General features: G+C 49.9%; 18 protein-coding genes. 2 read left to right on the top strand and 16 right to left on the bottom strand.

The window, feature by feature from the left end:
* Entirely contained in the window at positions 1-1,737 is a 1,737-nt protein-coding gene (locus A7976_RS12595; protein ID WP_067112461.1) for a SulP family inorganic anion transporter, read from the bottom strand.
* A 64-nt stretch (positions 1,738-1,801) separates the two neighbouring features.
* Positions 1,802-2,143 carry a helix-turn-helix transcriptional regulator gene (locus tag A7976_RS12600; protein WP_067112464.1) on the bottom strand — a complete coding sequence of 114 codons (342 nt, stop codon included), beginning with the start codon at positions 2,141-2,143 and terminating at the stop codon, positions 1,802-1,804.
* A 415-nt stretch (positions 2,144-2,558) separates the two neighbouring features.
* Here A7976_RS12600 and A7976_RS12605 point away from each other — a divergent pair, with 415 nt between their 5' ends.
* Complete coding sequence (locus tag A7976_RS12605; RefSeq protein ID WP_067112467.1) at positions 2,559-3,848, top strand: FAD/NAD(P)-binding oxidoreductase; 1,290 nt, start codon at positions 2,559-2,561, stop codon at positions 3,846-3,848.
* A 417-nt stretch (positions 3,849-4,265) separates the two neighbouring features.
* Here the strand turns inward: A7976_RS12605 and A7976_RS12610 are convergent, their stop codons facing one another.
* The 10 genes from A7976_RS12610 to A7976_RS12655 all read right to left on the bottom strand — a co-directional run bounded on the left by A7976_RS12610 (position 4,266) and on the right by A7976_RS12655 (position 13,769).
* Positions 4,266-5,468: a cytochrome-c peroxidase gene (locus A7976_RS12610; RefSeq protein WP_067112470.1), complete on the bottom strand. Its 1,203-nt coding sequence runs from the start codon at positions 5,466-5,468 to the stop codon at positions 4,266-4,268.
* 10 nt (positions 5,469-5,478) lie between these two features.
* Complete coding sequence (locus tag A7976_RS12615; protein WP_082878128.1) at positions 5,479-6,231, bottom strand: SCO family protein; 753 nt, start codon at positions 6,229-6,231, stop codon at positions 5,479-5,481.
* 68 nt (positions 6,232-6,299) lie between these two features.
* Positions 6,300-7,622 (bottom strand): selenium-binding family protein, encoded by a 1,323-nt coding sequence (locus A7976_RS12620; protein ID WP_240483876.1) that lies wholly within the window; start codon positions 7,620-7,622, stop codon positions 6,300-6,302.
* A 280-nt stretch (positions 7,623-7,902) separates the two neighbouring features.
* On the bottom strand, positions 7,903-9,351 hold the full coding sequence (lpdA, locus tag A7976_RS12625; RefSeq protein ID WP_082878130.1) for a dihydrolipoyl dehydrogenase: 1,449 nt from the start codon (positions 9,349-9,351) through the stop codon (positions 7,903-7,905).
* A gap of 104 nt (positions 9,352-9,455) precedes the next feature.
* Positions 9,456-10,391 (bottom strand): lipoyl synthase, encoded by a 936-nt coding sequence (gene lipA, locus A7976_RS12630; RefSeq protein WP_067112479.1) that lies wholly within the window; start codon positions 10,389-10,391, stop codon positions 9,456-9,458.
* Positions 10,388-10,960 (bottom strand): lipoyl(octanoyl) transferase LipB, encoded by a 573-nt coding sequence (lipB, locus tag A7976_RS12635; RefSeq protein ID WP_240483877.1) that lies wholly within the window; start codon positions 10,958-10,960, stop codon positions 10,388-10,390. Before lipB ends, lipA begins: the two co-directional genes overlap by 4 nt.
* A gap of 100 nt (positions 10,961-11,060) precedes the next feature.
* On the bottom strand, positions 11,061-11,525 hold the full coding sequence (gcvH, locus tag A7976_RS12640) for a glycine cleavage system protein GcvH (RefSeq protein ID WP_240483878.1): 465 nt from the start codon (positions 11,523-11,525) through the stop codon (positions 11,061-11,063).
* 29 nt (positions 11,526-11,554) lie between these two features.
* The gene (locus A7976_RS12645; protein ID WP_067112486.1) at positions 11,555-11,941 is read right to left on the bottom strand and encodes a rhodanese-like domain-containing protein; all 387 of its coding nucleotides are present in this window, start codon (positions 11,939-11,941) and stop codon (positions 11,555-11,557) included.
* 17 nt (positions 11,942-11,958) lie between these two features.
* The gene (locus A7976_RS12650) at positions 11,959-13,179 is read right to left on the bottom strand and encodes an OmpP1/FadL family transporter (RefSeq protein WP_067112489.1); all 1,221 of its coding nucleotides are present in this window, start codon (positions 13,177-13,179) and stop codon (positions 11,959-11,961) included.
* Between the two features lie 35 nt (positions 13,180-13,214).
* Positions 13,215-13,769: an OsmC family protein gene (locus A7976_RS12655; protein ID WP_067112492.1), complete on the bottom strand. Its 555-nt coding sequence runs from the start codon at positions 13,767-13,769 to the stop codon at positions 13,215-13,217.
* 56 nt (positions 13,770-13,825) lie between these two features.
* On the opposite strand from A7976_RS12655, the gene A7976_RS15095 reads away from it, so the two are divergent.
* Positions 13,826-14,038, top strand: coding sequence for a hypothetical protein (locus A7976_RS15095; RefSeq protein ID WP_131801028.1), 213 nt, complete (start codon positions 13,826-13,828; stop codon positions 14,036-14,038).
* Positions 14,039-14,294: 256 nt separating this feature from the next.
* Here A7976_RS15095 and A7976_RS12660 read toward each other — a convergent pair whose 3' ends face one another.
* From A7976_RS12660 to soxX, 4 genes are all read right to left on the bottom strand, one after another.
* Positions 14,295-15,626, bottom strand: coding sequence for a sigma-54-dependent Fis family transcriptional regulator (locus A7976_RS12660; protein ID WP_067112845.1), 1,332 nt, complete (start codon positions 15,624-15,626; stop codon positions 14,295-14,297).
* A 173-nt stretch (positions 15,627-15,799) separates the two neighbouring features.
* Positions 15,800-16,297, bottom strand: coding sequence for a heme-binding protein (locus A7976_RS12665; protein ID WP_205633521.1), 498 nt, complete (start codon positions 16,295-16,297; stop codon positions 15,800-15,802).
* Between the two features lie 43 nt (positions 16,298-16,340).
* A complete protein-coding gene (gene soxB, locus A7976_RS12670) occupies positions 16,341-18,059 on the bottom strand; it encodes a thiosulfohydrolase SoxB (protein WP_205633522.1) in 1,719 nt (572 codons plus the stop codon).
* Between the two features lie 80 nt (positions 18,060-18,139).
* The gene (gene soxX / locus A7976_RS12675; protein ID WP_067112495.1) at positions 18,140-18,754 is read right to left on the bottom strand and encodes a sulfur oxidation c-type cytochrome SoxX; all 615 of its coding nucleotides are present in this window, start codon (positions 18,752-18,754) and stop codon (positions 18,140-18,142) included.
* Positions 18,755-18,756: the final 2 nt, after the last annotated feature.

Consider the following 18,756-nt stretch of genomic DNA (forward strand, 5'->3'; position numbering starts at 1 on the left):
CTAGCACCCTGCTTTCATCTCACGAGCTTCAAGCGCCTGATAGGCTTCATGCGTACTCAGGAAACACTTGCCGGTTAGCTTTTTGAGAAAATCGGTATCCCTGAGCCTATCCATCACCGGCCCCTTTACTTCGGTCAGATGAAGCCTTTTCCCGGAGTTCATCAGGTTGAGATTGATATCGTTCAGGATCTTCAAGGCGGTCGCATCGATTCTGTTGACGGCAGAGAACATCAGAATAATGTCCGTAAGCTCTTCATGATTGTCGGTTCTGGCATAGATCATATCCTCGATCATCTGGACGTTACCGAAAAACAGGTTTTCGTCGATGCGGATCACCAGGATGCCTGGAGCGCCCTCCACCTTGTGCCTGTCGACATTCCGAAAATGCTCAGTACCGGGAATTCTGCCGACAATCGCAATATGCGGATGACCCGAGCGCCAGAAATAGGCCAATAGAGAAAACAGCACTCCTATCATGACCCCCTCCTCGACACCGAGCACCAGAACCCCCACCGCAGTGCTTAACAAGGCAATCGCATCGGACTTGTCATATTTCCACGCTTCTTTCAGCGTAGAGAAATCAACCAGCCCCAAAACAGCCACGATAATTGTTGCTGAAAGCGTGGCCTGAGGAAGATTCGCGAAATAATCGGTGAATCCGATCAGCACGACCGTCATCATGCCCGCTGCGATAACACCAGCCAATGGTGTATGAGCGCCGGCACTGAAATTGACGACGGACCGAGAAAACCCTCCTGTGACCGCATACCCGCCAGACAAGGCACTGGCGACATTTGCAGCGCCCAAACCCAACAGCTCCTTGTCGGGATTGATTCTTTGGTTGCGTTTCATCGCCAGCGATTGGGCCATCGAAACGCTCTCGACAAAACCGATGATCGTGATCAACAGTGCCGGCAGCCATAACTGTTTCAGCACTCCATAATCCGGCAGCGCAAAATTGAAACTCGGGATACCTTTTGGCACGCTTCCGACCACATTAACCCCGTGATGCGTGTACAACCCCATCTTGGCGACCGCCACCGTAGACACAATCACAACAAACATGGGAGCCAACTTGCCCATCAAATCTGCAGTACGTTCCTGAAAGCCTGCACGACGCAGCAACGCCGGAATCTGTTCGCGCGACAAGAACAACACTGCCAGCCCGGATAATCCGATGATCAACGTGGTGGTGTTGGTACTGGGCAACATCCTCCATAACTCGACGACGGTATCGAAGACATCCTGCGCCTCCACCCTCACTCCGAGCAGATGCTTTACCTGGCCAACAGCTATTAAAATTGCCGAGCCAATGATGAATCCGTTAATAATGGGATGGCTCAGCAAATGGGAAATAAAGCCGAAGCGCATGACGCCAAACAGGATTAGAAAAATTCCGGACAACATTGCCAACTGTGTCGCCAGGGCAACATATAAGGGAGAACCTGCCGGCGCGAGCGGCGCCAATGCGCTGGCCGTCATGAGTGAAGCAACAGCAACGGGACCAACCGCAAGTGTCATGCTGGTACCAAACAGGGCATAAGCAACCATCGGCAAAATACTTGCATACAAACCGATCTCTGGCGGAAGCCCGGCAATAAGTGCATACGCCAGACTTTGCGGGATAAGCATGATGGTAACGATCACGCCCGCGGTGAAATCCCCTTGCAACCATCCGCGCCGATATCCACGAAGCCATTCCGGTGCCAGCGTTTGCAAATAATTTTTAGTTTCCATTGGCACTATTCCGTTGGTGCAGGCAATCTGACCCTATTTAAAAGAAATCGAAGCAGACGATGACTTAGTGTTTATGGGTAGCTTTTCTTGCTTTTGCGCAATACAGGCTTGATAACGTTTTCATGACCTCGATTACTTCAAAACTCGCCAGACTGTAGTAGATATACTTGCCTTCCCGTCGGGTTTTAACGAAGCCTTCGTCACGCAATACTCCAAGCTGTTGGGACAGGGTGGGCTGCAAAATTCCCAGCATCTCCTCGATCTCGCCAACGTTCAATTCGCCTTCGGTCAATTGGCATAAAATCAGAAAGCGATCCTCGTTTGCCAGCACCTTCAACAAGAGGCACGCTTTGCTTGCAGAAGCTCGCAGCAAAGAGAAGTTGCTTAACTCCAGGCCTTGCTCCATAAACTTGATCCCTTATCAAAACTTCCGATCATTATATTTTTTTACATCTTATATGTAAATATTTATTACTTTTATATATTGTATGGCAATCATCTTCATTCCCGCATCAAACGACTTGTGCCACCTTTGGCACAAACGCCATGGACGTTTAAAAATAAGTGCCATTCTCAACCGCCCGCAACCTTGTCATTAATGGTAAAAATATGGGCCAATACTCATTACTCCATAAATATCAATAAGATGCCCCTTGTGGCATCACACTTGCTATCAATCTATATGTAAGTTCAGCGCTATATCCTTCGATTATTCCGATATATGTGACGCAGGATCATCAATCGGCTTGAATTAATGGAAAAGCAATGGCGTTTTGTTTCTCCGAAAAGTGGAAAAATTATGAGAGTGAGGGGAATAAATAATGGGTCAAACAAAGACAAACCAGAATGCTTCATCAAATCAGAAGATCAGTGTTTATGACATCGCCATTATTGGAGGCGGCACAGCAGGGATCAGCGTAGCTGCCAGCATTTTGAAACGAAGGCCCGACCTGTCGGTGGCCATTATCGAACCTGGCAGCAAGCACTTTTACCAGCCCGCCTGGACCTTGGTCGGCCGCGGGGTATTTGACGTTAATAAAACCTGCCGGCCTATGGAATCGGTCATCCCTCCCGGCGCGACCTGGATACAGAGCACGGCTGATTTCCTTAATCCGGACATGAATCAGGTCATCATCAGCGGCGGCAGGGTGATTCAGTATGACCAGCTGATCGTTTGCCCCGGCCTGCGTTTAGCTTGGGAAAAAATAGAAGGATTGCCCGAGGCCCTGGGGAAAAATGGTGTCACATCCAACTATCGCTTTGATCTTGCCCCCTATACCTGGGCTCTGGTATCTCAACTGAAGAACGGCAATGCCATCTACTCGCAACCTCCGATGCCAATCAAATGCGCGGGCGCACCTCAAAAGGCAATGTATCTGTCATGCGACCACTGGCTAAAGAAAGATGTATTGAAGAACATCAACGTGGAATTCCACAATGCAGGAGGCGTACTATTCGGAGTGGCGGCCTTCGTGCCTCCATTAATGAAGTATGTCGAAAAATATAATGCCAAGCTGGTGTTCAATTCCAACCTGGTCAAAGTCGATGGCGACAAAAAACTGGCGTGGTTCGATTACAAGGACTTTGACGGCAATATCATTCGCAAGGAAAAGTCCTTCGATCTTCTCCATGTCGTCCCTCCGCAGGTTCCACCGGATCTTGTCAAAAACAGCCCCTTGGCAGATGCCGCCGGATGGTGCGAAGTCGACCATGCCACACTGCGACACCCTCGCTATCTCAATGTCTTTTCCTTGGGAGATGTGTGCTCGGCCCCGAATGCCAAAACAGCCGCGGCCGCCAGAAAACAAGTGGTTATCGTTGCTGAAAACCTGATCGCTGCCAGACAGGGCCAACCACTCACACATGCTTACGACGGTTACGGCTCTTGCCCATTGACGGTGGAAAAAGGAAAAATCATCCTGGCCGAATTTGGATACGGTGGAAAACTGCTGCCCACATTCCCACTTAATCCCATCGTTCCCAGATACATGGCATGGTTTCTCAAGGCAACCCTACTGCCCTGGTTTTACTGGAACTGCATGCTCAAGGGGCATGAATGGCTGACAAAGTGCACAGGATCTTCTCCTAGCCAGAAAAACCAAACACCGTAGCAAAAGCATCCCCACTGGGTAAGGCATGATGCCTTACCCTTTTTCATTCTTCCGAACATTTGCTAGCCCTCAAGTCCTGACAATGGATTGCAGAGCGTTGTGTACTACTTAGCCAAAGAGCCATAATTGCGCGCGATCTGCAGAACAGTCCTGTCGCCGGATTGCCCAGGTGAGCGTGCAGTCAGCCACGCCGGTACACCATACGTCTGTTCCCGCAATAGCCACCAGCCATAGAGCGTTCTTCATGCAATGCGGTATTTCATAGTCCGGGATCAACATGATTGTAGACAGAGACCTGTCTGGGTTACTCGATGCGCAAACACACAGGGCAGTTCAAAACTGCCCTGTGTGTTCTTTCTCCGCAATGTCAGCCGAGCATGCTCGCTGGCTTGAATAGATGGGCCTAACCAAAGGCGATCAGGGCACCGGAGCCTCGAAATAGGCCTCGCGCGCTTCTTTCTCAAGCCGCTTTACATTGGAACCGGTCAGCGCGTTCATGAACGCGACCAAATCGGCTTTTTCTTCTTGAGTGAGTCCAAGAGGCACCATGCGCTGATCTTTGTAGGGGTTATCCTCGCCCCCCACATTATAGAAATCCACAACGCTTTCCAATGTACGCAGAGAGCCGTCGTGCATATAGGGAGCAGTCAGCTCTATATTTCTTAAACTTGGTGTTTTGTATAACCAGCTATCGTCCGGATTACTGGTGACTTCAAAGCGCCCGACATCATTTTTTGGAGTCTCGCTTGCTTTGTCGAAGTGATCATTGGCCACTTCCACGGTAATACCCGGAGCCAGTGAAACAGGGAAGGTGTGCTTTGAGGCTTCTTTTTTAACCAGGTTGCTCAATACCTTGTTATTGCGGCTCCAGCCAGCACCGGTATTGTGGAATGACTGATCGGTAAAAAGTGCCGAATCCTTATTTATCGTATGGCAGCTTATACAGTTCGCCTTCCCGGAAAACAGCCGGAACCCATTGATTTCCCTTTCATTGAGCGCCTTCTCGTTTTTGCCGAAATACCACTGATCAAATCTGGAATTCCCGGACACCATTGTTCGTTCATACGATGCAATAGCCAGATTCACTCGTTCCAAATTGGCCTTCTGGCCATCGAATGCTTGTTCGAACAAACCCTGATAGTCAGGAAATGAATTAATTTTTTCAATGACAAATCCGATAGAAGGATTTCCCATTTCATTTTCTGCGAGTAATGGACCAATAATCTGGTTTTCCAGCGAGAACTCGCGGCCATCATGAAACAGGTGCTTGTAATAGCCCACGTTAAAGATCGTGGGAGCGTTCCGCTTATGCGTCCGCCCTTCCAGGCCAACTGCAGTGGCGATTTCATTCACGACGAACCCTTGCTCCGGTACATGACACATTGCACAGGAAATTGTGTTGTTCTGCGAAAGTCTACGATCCATGAATAACTTCCTGCCGAGGGCAACCTTCTCGGCAGTCAGAGGGTTATCCTCCGGTATCGTCATTGCGGGCAGACCAAGAGCATCTTCTTTTGAGTAAGGCTCGTAAGTATTCCCGGATTTATTGAGCAACGCGACAGCCATATAAAGAACTGCGACGATCATGAAAAGAATGAAGAGATAAAAGATGACTCGCATTGCAACCCCGCTAATTCAATATATCTTTTTGTTCAAGAAGCAATGTCTTGATGTCGTTCAACAATATCTCGGCATCGAGATAGGATGTTGAGTAGATCTCGCGTACAGAGCCCTTTTCATCGATCAAAAAAACCTTGAGCACATGTTGATAAGTCAATGTCTGATCGCCTGTTTTAGGGTCCAGTTCAATGTCCACATTCTGGCCAAAAGCATCAATCAAAGGCAGCAGATGGTTTACCGAAGGAGTGGTAACAAAATTCCATTCCACCCTGTTTTCCGGCTGACTTGTGCCTTTCATCTGTTTCTCGAGCCCAGCCATCATCACTGGAGTATCCCGCTCGGGGTCGAAGCTGATATTTACCAGCCTGACGGCCTGTGACATTTTGTGTTTTTCCAATTTATCTTTCACTGAGTGAAATACGCCGATGGCATAAGGACATCCATTCACATCAGAGCATCTTTGGTAGAAAAACGTCAGCAAAGTCAATTTGCCTTGCGTGTAGTTGCTTAATGGCTGTACTTCCCCTTTGCTATCCAGGACTTGATAAGCCGGCACCTGGAATATTCTCTCGAGCTTGTAGGTACCTGGCTTGGGCAAGCTTGATCCAGGTTTGGCATTTGTTGTTTCATGAAAGAAAGACTCTGTCTGGCCGTTAGGAGAAAAAATTTCCCCACACCCTGCTAGGAACCAGACAGAGGAGAATGTCGCTAATCCGAGCAGTGATACTGCAAGGATAAAAACAAATCGTGACGGCAACCACATACTTCTTCTTAACCTTCTGCTGAACTCGCGACTGGAGATGATCTATAAACTATGGAGTGTCAATAACTCTAATTGCTTGCAAACTTGGTTTTTGACTCCACAGTCGCTTGCAGCGGTTGTAGCGTTTTCAGGTCGCGGACCTGGAATTTCATATGGTGAGCCCGACCCAGCTTTTCCTTATAGAAGTCGATCTCGAAGCCAGGCTTCAATTCCTTGCCGTCCCAGTGATACATCTTCAGGAACTGCTCGTCCGCCTTGCCTTTCATATCCCAGTTACCCAGCAGGGACGTCGTGTAATAAACACGCGTTCCGTCAAAGCTGGGGGAGACCATGTTCACCTGGGAACCGATCTTCTTGGTGTAGGTTTCTTTCGGATTCAACGGGTCGGTCATGTCCCAGAATCGGGTAGTCCCATCCATGAAAGTATTCACCCACATGCCCTTGCCGTCAGGAATCAGCGCAATATCCACAGGCAACGGAATCTTGGCCGGATCGCCGATAGTTCCAACCTTGTGTTGCTGCCACTCGCCCTTGTCATCCTGCTTGTAAACAAAGATGTTGGAAGTGAGCGCGGTGGTCGTCACGGCCCAGTTATCGCCAGGCTTGAAGGACCAGCGGGCTTCAAGTGCCGCGCCGGGCGTGTTGAATATCTTGAGGGGCTTCATGGACTTGTAGTCCCACATCACCGTGGTGTTACCAAACTGCTTCATGGCCTCCGGATCTTTCACCAACTTGCCGAGATCGGCCATGTAGTTGTTCCACCCGGTAAATGCTGTCGTCAGCATCGCATTCTTGTTCGGGTTGATTGCCACATCGTAGCCGAAACCATCACCACCATTGGTCGTCGGCATCGGATAGGTCGCAACATGTTCGCCAGCGTTGGTATATACCGCCAGACCCGTCTGACCACCGTGATCCTTTGCGTTGGACAGGGCTGCAACTACCATACGGCCCGGAGTCGCATAGAACGTATGCGGACCTACGAGACCGGTCTTGGGTACAAAGTTGTTAATGGTTTTGACAAGCTTGGGCTTGGCAGGATTTGTTGCCACATCAAAGATAAAAATCTTGTTGCTATCCAGCGCACCCGCCCACATGAACTTGCGGTCATCCGTGAAGCCCATATGGTGAGCTTCACCACGGCCGCCTACGGAGGTTTTGGCGATGACTTTACCGTAAGCCTTGGACTTGGGATTAACATCCACGGTTACAAGCTTGTCGGATTCGTCACCAATACCCTTGACGCCCAGCGTCCAAACATAGACAAAGTCTTCCTGCCCTTTGACCAAAGGCGTGAAGGGTGAGCAACTCGATTCGTCTGCATTGGCAAGCGGCAGCGTCATCATGCCCATCCCCAGAAGGGCGACTTGAGAGATCTTACGAATTGCCACTACGCTTTCTTTTAGTTTCACTTTAATTTCTCCTTACCTTGTTTTAGTCAATCAAAATAAGCCCGAGCTTATTGGACCCGACTCCCAAAACTCTTTATTTTGTTCATTGGGACTTCCCCGGCAAACTTATATAAGCAACGCGCATGCCAATAAATTAAGTTATTGTTTTAATTGCATTTAAACTAATATCTGTATCGGTAAAATGCCATTAATGGCACAACCCACCAAGGCTGGCTGTTTTCACATGTAATTAATGGCATTGCTTTCGAATCAAGATCGGCTATGGCCTTTTCCGAATATACAAATCTGTAATCGTCTCTTCCTTGATTTCGGCAGCAAAACATACCGTTTCAGACAGGGTAGGGTGTGCATGAATAGTGATACCCAGGCTTCTCGCATCTGCACCCATTTCGATGGCAAGTGCCGTCTCTGCCAGAATTTCCCCTGCGTTTGTTCCCACAATACCCGCCCCAATCAATCGATCGGTCTCGCTATCAAAAATTAATTTTGTCAGCCCTTCAGTACGGGCAATACTGATTGCCCTGCCACTTGCCGCCCACGGAAAAGTGGCTTTTTCTATAGCGATCCCCTTGGCTCTGGCCTCAGTTTCAGTCACGCCGACCCAAGCCACTTCGGGGTCGGTGTAGGCTACTGCAGGAATGACTGAAGCCTGAAACTCGACCTCTTTGCCGGCAATGACTTCCGCAGCCACTTTGCCTTCATGCGTCGCTTTGTGCGCCAGCATGGGCTGCCCGACAATGTCACCGATTGCAAAAATGTGGGGAACATTGGTACGTAGCTGTTTATCGACGGGAATGAATCCCCGCTCATCCACGAACACCCCCGCATTTTCCGCGCCGATGAATTTACCATTGGGCCTTCTGCCTACGGCGATCAGCACCTTGTCATATAACTGTTTATCGATCACATTGTCTTTTTCGAACGTCACATGTATCCCGTCATACCGCGGTTCGATGGTGCTGACTTTTGTATCTAGGTGGATCTTCTCAAATCTTTTTTCCATCCGCTTTTGAAGAGGGCGCACCAGATCGCGGTCACACCCCTGCATCAGGCCATCGCTCAACTCAACCACACTTACCCTGGATCCAAATGCATCGTAGACCGTCCCCAACTCCAGGCCGATAATTCCCCCACCGACGACGAGCATGCGTTTCGGTATATCTTCCAGTAGCAATGCACCCGTGGAATCCATGATCCTCGAGTCGTCCGGCAGTCCAGGGAAACGGATAGGCTGCGATCCAGCCGCAATAATGGCGCTTTCGAAAGCAACCATGGTGACGTCGCCATTTTGCGCGCACACTTCCAGCTCATGGGGTGAAACGAACTTGCCGACGCCGGATAATGTTGTGATCTGGCGCTGCTTTGCCATATGACTCAACCCATTGGTTAACTGCCCGATAACTCCATGATCCTTCCATTCGCGAAGCTCCTGAAGATTTATTTCGGGCTTAACGTAACGGATGCCATGGGAGAACATCTGTTCAGCTTCAGTGATCACCTTTGCCGCATGCAACAGAGCCTTCGATGGGATGCATCCCATATTCAGGCAAACGCCTCCCAAGGCCGGCCCACGTTCGACAAGAAGTACTTTCTTGCCCAAATCGGCTGCCCGGAAAGCTGCGGTATATCCCCCTGGTCCAGCGCCAAGTACCAGTACTTCAGTATCCAGATAAGTGACTGCAGGAGTACTGCTATCGTAGGAATCCATTTGATTTATCCTTTGATTCTCAAAACTTTTATTAAAAATCTGATTCAGAAAACGATTTGCTGCTCAGTCGCAACGGTCAACCATCAAAACGGTTAAATGAAAAATCACAGCACTTTCCGGGCTTGCTGATCCGCATGATAGGAAGAGCGCACCATCGGGCCGCACGTTGCCTGACTGAAACCGAGCTCATATGCAAGCCCTTCAAATAACCTGAATTGTTCCGGCTCTACGTATCTCGCTACAGGCAGATGATGTTCTGTAGGCTGTAAATACTGGCCTAAAGTCAGCATTTCCACTCCGGCCGTACGCATGTCACGCATGACTTGAATGATTTCCTCATTGGTCTCGCCCACCCCCAACATCAACCCCGATTTCGTAGGAATGCCGGGATTCCTCGATTTGAATTCTTTCAACAAGCTGAGCGAATGAAGGTAATCGGCCCCGGGACGTACTTGTTTATAGAGTCGCGGCACGGTTTCCAGGTTGTGGTTGAATACATCCGGCCGTTCGCACGCCAGGGCTGCAAGCGCTTTTTCAAGGCGGCCACGAAAATCGGGAACCAGGATTTCGATCAATGTGCCGGGGGAAGTCATACGTATTGCCTGGATGCATTTTGCAAAATGCTCCGCGCCGCCATCACGCATATCGTCACGATCAACGCTGGTAATGACGACATAGTTAAGCTGCATGAGGCCAATCGTTCGCGCGAGATTCTCGGGCTCGTCATTGTCAGGAGGCAACGGCCGGCCATGCCCGACATCGCAGAACGGGCAACGACGCGTGCATATATCTCCCAGAATCATGAAGGTTGCCGTCCCGCTGCTGAAACACTCGCCAATATTTGGGCAGGAAGCCTCCTCGCATACGGTATGTAAATTATTTTCTCGAAGAATATTTTTTATTTCCCGAAACCTTGATCCGATCGGGGGCTTCATGCGTATCCACTCAGGCTTATTCAAGGCAATGGCAGGCACGACTTTGATGGGGATACGGGCGGTTTTTGCAGCCCCTTTTTCTTTAATTCCTATAACGGAAGTCATAGAAAACCTTTCAATTGAGCGAAGCTAATCTGTCGCTCACATAAATGGGCTAACTGAGTCGTAACTTCGTCAGTGGCTGCTGATACACCCAGATTGCGAAGCTGGGTCACCTCAAGGCCTTTAAAGCCGCAAGGATCGATGGAGGAAAACGGAGACAGATCCATGTCGACGTTCAGACTGAACCCGTGATAGCTGCATCCCCTTTTGACACGGAGACCTAATGAAGCAATTTTTCGCTTACCGACGTACACCCCGGGGGCATCCTCGATCAACTCAGCTTCCACTTGATAGATTCTCAGGGCTTCAACCACAATATTTTCGATGCATTGAACCAGCGGCTTCACCGCCAGATTCAGCCGGTTCAGATCAAGCAGAAGATAAACAACTACCTGACCTGGCCCGTGATAAGTGATCTTTCCGCCCCGATCCGTCTCAACCAGAGGAATATCGGAGCGTAGCGGCAAACTGACTCCCCGCCTGTTCAACCCCAGGGTATAAACAGGCGGGTGCTCAGTGAGCCATATTTCGTCAGATGTATCTGTATCGCGTGAGGAGGTAAATTCCTGCATCGCTTGCCAGGTACTGAGATAGTCAGTTACCCCAAGATTCCGCAGGACAGGGCGTGATATAGAATTTTTAAGCATTTTGAAAATGCATGGCTATTGCTTGTCACTCGCCGATGTTCTTTCGATACTCTTCAGCGCTCATCAGCATTTCAATTTCACCCAGATTCGAAAGCTTGATACGGACAATCCATCCTTTTCCGTAAGGGTCGTCATTGAGCATAAAAGGCTCGGATCGCAAGTTTTCATTCACTTCCAGCACGACCCCGGTAGCGGGAGAAATAAGGTCGGAAACGGTTTTTCTCGATTCCACGGTCCCGCACGAAACCCCGCAACTGACCATGCTGCCTTTGGGCGGCCCGCCAAGCTCGACGATATCTCCCAGGGTGTCTTGCGCAAAAAACGTGATTCCAATCAGGGCTTCATCATTAGGCTGCAGAATCAGCCATGTATGCTCCTTGTGGTAGTGGCACTCATTTGGATAGCTCATATCATTACCTCGATAGTATTGGTTTGTTTTTACTGTGTTCTTCGGATTGGGTGGGTCTGCATGATTTATTTCCAGCAACATGACAGCCCACCCCAACCATGGCAGATGCCTCAGCCTATGACGACATCCAGGCCCGCCACTTTCCAGGCCTCAAAACCACCTCCCATGGAGATGACGGATTGATACCCGAGCGTCCTCAGCGTCTGTGCAGCCAAAGCGCTGCGTGCACCTGATTTACAGTAAACAACCATTTGCGCCGACTTATCGAACAAGGCAGGGATGCCTGCCGGATAAGTCGGATCCACTCTGAACTCGAGCACGCCGCGCGGGACATTGATTGCACCTGCGAGATGACCTTGTGCAAATTCTTCCGGCTCGCGCACGTCAACCACGATGGGCGATTCTGCTTTGATAAGCTGAGCCACCGTGCTGACATCCTTTTCAACGATTTCAACTTTCGCGATCCCGACCAGTTGCTGTGTTGTTAGAATTTCCATCGTTTTGTCCTCGCCTCTTATTTGAAACTCCAGGTGAGTCCGGCACCGACCTGCCATGTGCTCGCCTCAACCTCGGTATTTCCAATGTCATCCTTATTCTTCAGCGCGAATGCCACGTGTGAATCCAAGGAGATTTTGTCTGTCAGCTGATAACCGAAGCCTGCGGAAATCTGATCTTCCCAGATCGCTTCGGTATTAGTTGCCTGGAAGTATTGGACCAACGATGGTGTAAGCGTCAACGTTCCACCACCTGGCAACCCCATGGAGGGAACGCCGCCGATACTGGATCCGACGCTACGCTTGATGGGGTCTCTTGCGTAGCTGTAGCCGATGCGCCATTTGGCTGCGCCGGTAGTTAGTTGCGCGCCAACGGCAAACACTGTCTGATCGCGATAAAAATCCTTGTAAAGATCTGCACTCGACCAGTCCTTATAAATAATATCCGCAGATATTAAAAGGTTGCCGCCCATTAATGAGTTGTTAGCCACCCCCACGGCAAATTCCTGAGGTTGCTCAACATCAACAGACCAGAAGTTACCTTGGCCGGGGCCGATCGGGCCGCCATTGTCCACGAAATCATCGTATTCAATTTTCAACGGACTCCGGTAATAAGCGCCCACACTGGTAGCGCCCATATCGTATTTTGCCCCGAACGTGCCTCTAATCCCGAAGCCGTGCGTAGAAGCAGTATTAGCTGATAAACCCATCTGCAGGAACCCATTCGCGATCGTTGCCATCGCACCCAAAGACAAGTTGTCAGTGACCTTGTACCCTACCCCTGCATTTGCCATAAATACAAGCAACTCTGAATCAGGATCCAGGCTTCCTGGGGTATCTCGGAAATCTGAACCAATACCCGATTGCGCCGTTAATCCGAGGCCAACCACTAACTGGGGATTAAATGCATGAGTTATAGCTATAGTAGGCACCAGATACTCATCTGCTTTTGACTCTGCAGACCAAGGTACACCGGTATCCCCTCCGTTATGGCTTGCCTCAACATCCACGTTGTAATAAGTTGCACCAAAAGAAAAACTGGTCCCTTGGTTGTATTCCGTTAGCGTTGCCGGATTTCCAAATACTGCGGCTGCGCCTTCTATTGTCCGTGCTACGCTCGCCCCGCCCATACCTCCCGTGGCCGGCAACATCGAATTGTTCAGGTCGGTACCATAGTTCGCCGCATGTGCGACAGGCGCTGCCAGCAACGTGGCAGCCAAGGTGTATACGATTCTTTTCATTTAAGTCCCCTTCTGAGTATTTTCGTTGGCAACGATCAGGCTTCTGCAACTTCCATGGTCGAATATGTGTTCAGCTCTTTTCCGTTAACCAAAGCACGTCCGGAAACTTTTTGTGCACGAACGAGAATGTCCATGACAGGACAATGGCTCTCCACCGTTTCAATCAGCTTCAGCAGTGAAGCATCGTCAGCGGAGCTGGTGATTCTTGTCTCATAGGAAATATGCTGATAACCGGGCGGCACGGTCGGTTCAAGACCAAGCAGGCCTCGCACATCCAGATATCCTTTAACGTCAACCTTGCATTCATCCAGCTTGATACCCATGAAAGCGGCATAAGCAGAGAACATGATTTCCTGACAGGTGCCAAGCGCCACCAGCACAAGTTCAACCGGATTCATGCCTGCATCGCCACCGCCTAGCTCCGGCGGTTCATCGATGATGACGGGTGGAAAATCGCGGACATGTGCGACACATTGCACATCGTTTTGCAAACTGGTCGAAGCTCTGAATACAACCTTTGCAGCACCCGGATTGCTACCAATTGCGCCTATCATTTCTGAGAGCGCTTTCTTTACAGACTCTTGTGACATGATTTCTCCTCATTTATGCCATTATTTATGAATCAATAGCACGCATCGCGTATCAAATGGCTCAGCCAACTAATGCCAAAAATTGCCGGAAATATATCGACTACCCAGCGGTAAATAATGGATTGGCAATAACTCCACAGCCTACAAACAGCAAGGAGCAGGCCATGTTTATCAAGCTATTGTTTTATATAATTTATATTAAATTTTTCAGTGCAATTAATGCTGCCAATGCGTCATTGGCGTCACTGAATGAAATGGCGATTATTTAGCTGCGACATTTTTGTCATACGCCAAATAAACAAGTCCGCTTGAATCGAAGCTAGTCGATGGCAGGAGTACTACAGATGGGTGACAGAGAAGACAGTCAAAGAAAATCAGATAAATAATTAAGTATTGACTTTTCTACATGGAGAAAGCAACGTGTGGGAAACAAGGCTAATTAATGTGATGGTTACAGTTAAAAACCCGAAATCATCACAAAATATTCAAACATTGCTCTAATGGAATATTTTCAGTACCTGCCAATTATTGCCCGCATTTTATTTCCTTGAGTTTTCGATAAAACGTTCTCGATGTAAGCCCGAGCTTGGTTGCCAGAGTCTTTTTGTTTTCACTGCTTTCGCTGATCACCCACTGCAGGTATCGAGACTCCAGGTCATGCAATGGGATCACCTCGCCATTGAACAATGACTGCTTCGATGTCACCTGCGTTTGCGAGGCGGTTAATTGCGCATCGTCCATCAGATGATATCGTTGAATTTTTTCGGTATCCGCTAACAGAATGGCTCGCTCCAGCATGTTGCGAAGTTCCCTGATATTGCCGGGGAAAGAGTATTCCGTGAGAAATTCCCTGGCTTCATCGGTGAGCAAAAAATTCCTGTGCGGCGAGAGCCGATGCAAAAGTGACTCGGCCAGAACGCAAATATCTTCTTTACGCTCGCGCAGCGCTGGCATGTGGATCGGGAATGCATTGATACGAAAATACAAGTCTTGCCGGAAGGTGCCCTCTTCTACCATGCGCTTCAAATCACGGTGCGTGGCGCAAATGAGCCGGAAGTTTGTCCGCAGGACATCCAGGCCACCCACTTTTCTATAGGTGCTGGTCTCGATTAAACGCAATAGTTTGACTTGCTGGCTGAGCGGAATCTCGCCGACTTCATCCAGAAAAAGCGTCCCGCCATGCGCCATTTCAACCAAACCCTTTTTCTCGCTGTAGGCCCCGGTAAAAGACCCTTTTTCATGGCCGAATAACTCGCTTTCAAAGAGAGTTTCGGTGAGGCCCGAGCAATCGACGATTACAAATCCGGAGTTGCTGCGTTTGCTTTTTTTATGCAGAACGTGCGCAATCACCTCTTTCCCTGTTCCGGATTCGCCCAGTAGCAGTGCCGGTGTATCGCTTGGGGCCACGCGCTCGATTAGCCCGAGCATATGAACAAACGCCGGACTTTTACCAACCGCACTTTCCGGGCTGGGCAAGGCAGAAATATGGTTCTGCTTTCTCAGGGTTTCAATATAGAAAGCCGGCTCACCGAAATCATCAAGGATGGGGGTAAGCTCCACATCCACATGCTCTCGCCCCCGTGGAGTGTGGTGCAGGTGAAATACGCGGTGAGTCGATTTGGTTTCCCTGGCTTCTTTTAATGGGCAGGCCTCACCTTGCTGATCACATGGCTTCAGGTAGTGATGGGATACCTCATAGCAATGCTTTCCTTGCATCGGCTTGCCGTCACCAAAAATTTTCTGATATGCGAGGTTGGAATAAATGATTCTGTAATCCGTGCCCAACACCAAGCGCGGCTCAGGCAAGGAATCCAGAAAATCCATCAAATCTTTGCTTACCATGATCGATTCAAGCATGATATTTCCTTCCATAACTCAGTAGTTCATGCCTATTTAATTCCTAAGATCACACCCACCAATGCAAAAACAACTTTCATTATCTGCTTTGATATTCAATTGACTATCCGTAAAACTACTGGGAAGCACGATTTCTTCACAATTGATTTAAGGGAGTAATAAGTAAGAAGTATTTACAACTCGAGATCCTCCACGATTGCATCGATGGCGGCCTTCGAGCATTTGTCATCCGCTTCGCCACTTGGAGCTCCCGATACGCCGACAGCTCCGTACAGGCTTCCACCTGCTTCAATAATCATTCCGCCGCCGATAGCCAGTACCTTCGGTACATGTCGGATGCCGCTCGATTCCTTTCCGCTCTGGGTATTCTCGGCAAACTGGCTGGTGTTGGTTTTAAAGCTAGCCGCTGTCCATGCCTTGTTGATTGCAGAATCGATGGTATGGGCGCCCGCAAACCGATCCCGTAACATCACCTGGCTTTGCCCGGCCCGGTCAACGATGGCTACCGTTACCTGGTAACCCAGATCCCGGCATGTCTTCATCCCTGCCAAAGCGGCTTTCAACGCGGTTTCCGGGGTCATCAACTTGACGGTATAGCTCGCCTCGGCCGAATGAGCCGCAAAGGGCATGGCAAATAAAAATACTGCAAGCGTCCAGGTTGTCTTGTTCAAGTCTTCTCTCCTTTTATCCTTCTATTCAGCGCGAAATGATGGGCTATAGCGCCATACCCGGATTCGTGTCCATGCCGATGATGCGTGGGGTATTCAATGGCAAGGGCGGCACACTCTTCTTGCTGCGCAGCCAGGTAGCCACCACGTCCCACACCGGTTCTCCACTTGCCCCTTCGGCGACCGGCGCCCAACCAGCCACCTTGTATTTTTTGGTGGCTTCAATGGGCACACCGTTTAAGCGCATGTCCTGAACCCTTGACCCCATGGCTGCATTCGGGTCAATCGCATACGTCATTCCGCCGACCCTGACCATGTCGCCGCCTTGCTGATAATAGGGGTCGGGGTTGAAGAGGTTGTCAGCTACATCTTCCATCACGGTCTTGATCATGCTTCCGGTCATTTCGGTCAGCGTGCTGTGGGAATACGTTGTCGCGGTCTGGTCCATCAGGTTTTCCATCAGGATCTCGGTGTTCGGGAGCAGGGAAGTTCCCCAGCGGAACCCCGGGGAGAAGGCAATCTCCGCACCCTTTACCTCCATCAGGGCATTCACGATCAGCTGATCGAAGGTTCCGTTGAAATTGCCACGGCGATAGAGCGTGCCCTGGGTTACTGCCAGCTTTTCGTTAAGCCTGTTTTCGAAAGGTGCGCGTAACTTGCCAATCAGCTGCTCCATTTCCGGATCGGCGGGCAGATAGTTGGAGAAAACCGGCAACAACCGGTATTTGAATCCCTGGACGGCGCCAGCGCGCACATCGAAATCGAGAACCCCAAGGAACTTGCTGTTGCTTCCTGCGTTGGTGACCAAGGTCTTGCCGCCGGCGTTATCCACGATCACCGGAACCGGCATGCCATCATGGGTATGTCCGCCCAGGATGGCATCCATGCCGCGTACGCGGGAAGCCAGTTTGATATCGACGTCCATGCCGTTGTGGGACAGTAGTACAACGACTTTTGCCCCTTTCGCTCTGGCTTCGTCCACCATGGCTTGCAGATTCTCCTCCTGGATGCCGAACGTCCAATCGGGAACAAAATGTCGTGGGTTTGCAATGGGTGTATAGGGGAAAGCCTGTCCGATAATGGCAACCGGCACACCATTCATTTCCTTGATGACATAGGGTGCGAATACCTGGTCGCCGAAGTCGGTTGTCTTGATGTTCTGGGCGATGAAATCAACCCGGTTCTTGAAATCCTTCTCGACGATTTCCTTCACCCGCTTATCACCCAGGGTCATTTCCCAATGGGCCGTCATGACATCGACGCCGAGCTGCAGACAGGCATCGACCATATCCTGGCCATTGGTCCACAGCGCCGTCGCGGACCCTTGCCAGGTATCTCCGCCATCCAGAAGCAAGGCATTCGGGCGACTGTCCTTCATGTGCTTTACCAGGGTGGCGAGGTGAGAAAATCCACCGACCTTTCCAAAGGCATTCGATGCTTGTTCGAAATTCAGGTAGGAGAATGCATAAGCCTCTGAAGAGCCCGGCTTGATATCCATGTGATGAAGCAGCTTCTCACCAACCAGATGTGGTGGCCTTCCAATGGCCTGCCCCACGCCCAGATTCACATTGGGTTCCCGGAAGTAAATCGGACGCAGTTGTGCATGACAATCGGTAAAGTGCAGCAAATGCACATTGCCAAACCGGGGTATGTCATAAAGCTTGTCCATCGATGGGGCAGCCAATACCCCCTTGGCATTAAGCAGCATGCCGCTGGCAGCGGCGGCACCGATGAGTTGTATGAACTGGCGACGACTAATAGACATTTGGTACCTTGATCGCTGTTGGCAGTATCGGAACAAATTGAAGTCGAACCATAATTCCGGTAATGCCTGAATTAATTATCCTATTGATTAACAGGTGAATTTTTATCAAATAGCAGGGCCATGACATCCTTGATCTGCTTCTCGGTTAATATTTCCGAATGCCCGAAGCGAGGCATGTTTGAACAGGCGGTGAAGGCCTGGGAGTTGTAAATCTTGGCCCAGGTATATTTGACGACAGCCTCACCATCCCCTTTCAACTTGCCGTATCGGTACAGCGAGGGGCCGATATTGCCGAAGGAAATCTCCTCTTTCGCCAATTGATGGCATGCATAGCAGTTCCCCCCATTGGTGCCTTTGACTTGATCCGAGGACTGCATGCCACGACCGTTTTGAGCGATCTTCTCGCCCTCTTTCCACACGCCCAGATAATTTCCGTCCGCTGGATATTTAACTGTCTTTAGTTGACTGGCCTGCAGGGCTTCCATCTGCTCATCCGGCATGTCGAGCGGGTAAGCGCTACATGCTTTCTGCACTTCGTCCTGATTGAGCATGCGCTCCATAGTTGCAGGCCCTTTGGAAGAAAAGTCTTCCTCCAGCCTGGCCACCAGCATCTTGCCTGTATCCGTTTGCATCGCGGCTGTCGCACAACCGGTGACAAAGAGGGAAATCGCGATTGCAGATAAAATAATTTTCATTG

This window comes from Methylobacillus sp. MM3 (genome assembly GCF_001645185.1).
Taxonomy (GTDB): domain Bacteria; phylum Pseudomonadota; class Gammaproteobacteria; order Burkholderiales; family Methylophilaceae; genus MM2.

Coding starts and splice junctions, on each gene's coding strand:
- A7976_RS12595 (WP_067112461.1), bottom strand. CDS start 1,737: ATGGAAACTAAAAATTATTTGCAAACGCTGGCACCGGAATGGCTTCGT.
- A7976_RS12600 (WP_067112464.1), bottom strand. CDS start 2,143: ATGGAGCAAGGCCTGGAGTTAAGCAACTTCTCTTTGCTGCGAGCTTCT.
- A7976_RS12605 (WP_067112467.1), top strand. CDS start 2,559: ATGGGTCAAACAAAGACAAACCAGAATGCTTCATCAAATCAGAAGATC.
- A7976_RS12610 (WP_067112470.1), bottom strand. CDS start 5,468: ATGCGAGTCATCTTTTATCTCTTCATTCTTTTCATGATCGTCGCAGTT.
- A7976_RS12615 (WP_082878128.1), bottom strand. CDS start 6,231: ATGTGGTTGCCGTCACGATTTGTTTTTATCCTTGCAGTATCACTGCTC.
- lpdA (WP_082878130.1), bottom strand. CDS start 9,351: ATGGATTCCTACGATAGCAGTACTCCTGCAGTCACTTATCTGGATACT.
- lipA (WP_067112479.1), bottom strand. CDS start 10,391: ATGACTTCCGTTATAGGAATTAAAGAAAAAGGGGCTGCAAAAACCGCC.
- lipB (WP_240483877.1), bottom strand. CDS start 10,960: ATGCAGGAATTTACCTCCTCACGCGATACAGATACATCTGACGAAATA.
- gcvH (WP_240483878.1), bottom strand. CDS start 11,525: ATGTTGCTGGAAATAAATCATGCAGACCCACCCAATCCGAAGAACACA.
- A7976_RS12645 (WP_067112486.1), bottom strand. CDS start 11,941: ATGGAAATTCTAACAACACAGCAACTGGTCGGGATCGCGAAAGTTGAA.
- A7976_RS12650 (WP_067112489.1), bottom strand. CDS start 13,179: ATGAAAAGAATCGTATACACCTTGGCTGCCACGTTGCTGGCAGCGCCT.
- A7976_RS12655 (WP_067112492.1), bottom strand. CDS start 13,769: ATGTCACAAGAGTCTGTAAAGAAAGCGCTCTCAGAAATGATAGGCGCA.
- A7976_RS15095 (WP_131801028.1), top strand. CDS start 13,826: ATGGCTCAGCCAACTAATGCCAAAAATTGCCGGAAATATATCGACTAC.
- A7976_RS12660 (WP_067112845.1), bottom strand. CDS start 15,626: ATGCTTGAATCGATCATGGTAAGCAAAGATTTGATGGATTTTCTGGAT.
- soxB (WP_205633522.1), bottom strand. CDS start 18,059: ATGTCTATTAGTCGTCGCCAGTTCATACAACTCATCGGTGCCGCCGCT.
- soxX (WP_067112495.1), bottom strand. CDS start 18,754: ATGAAAATTATTTTATCTGCAATCGCGATTTCCCTCTTTGTCACCGGT.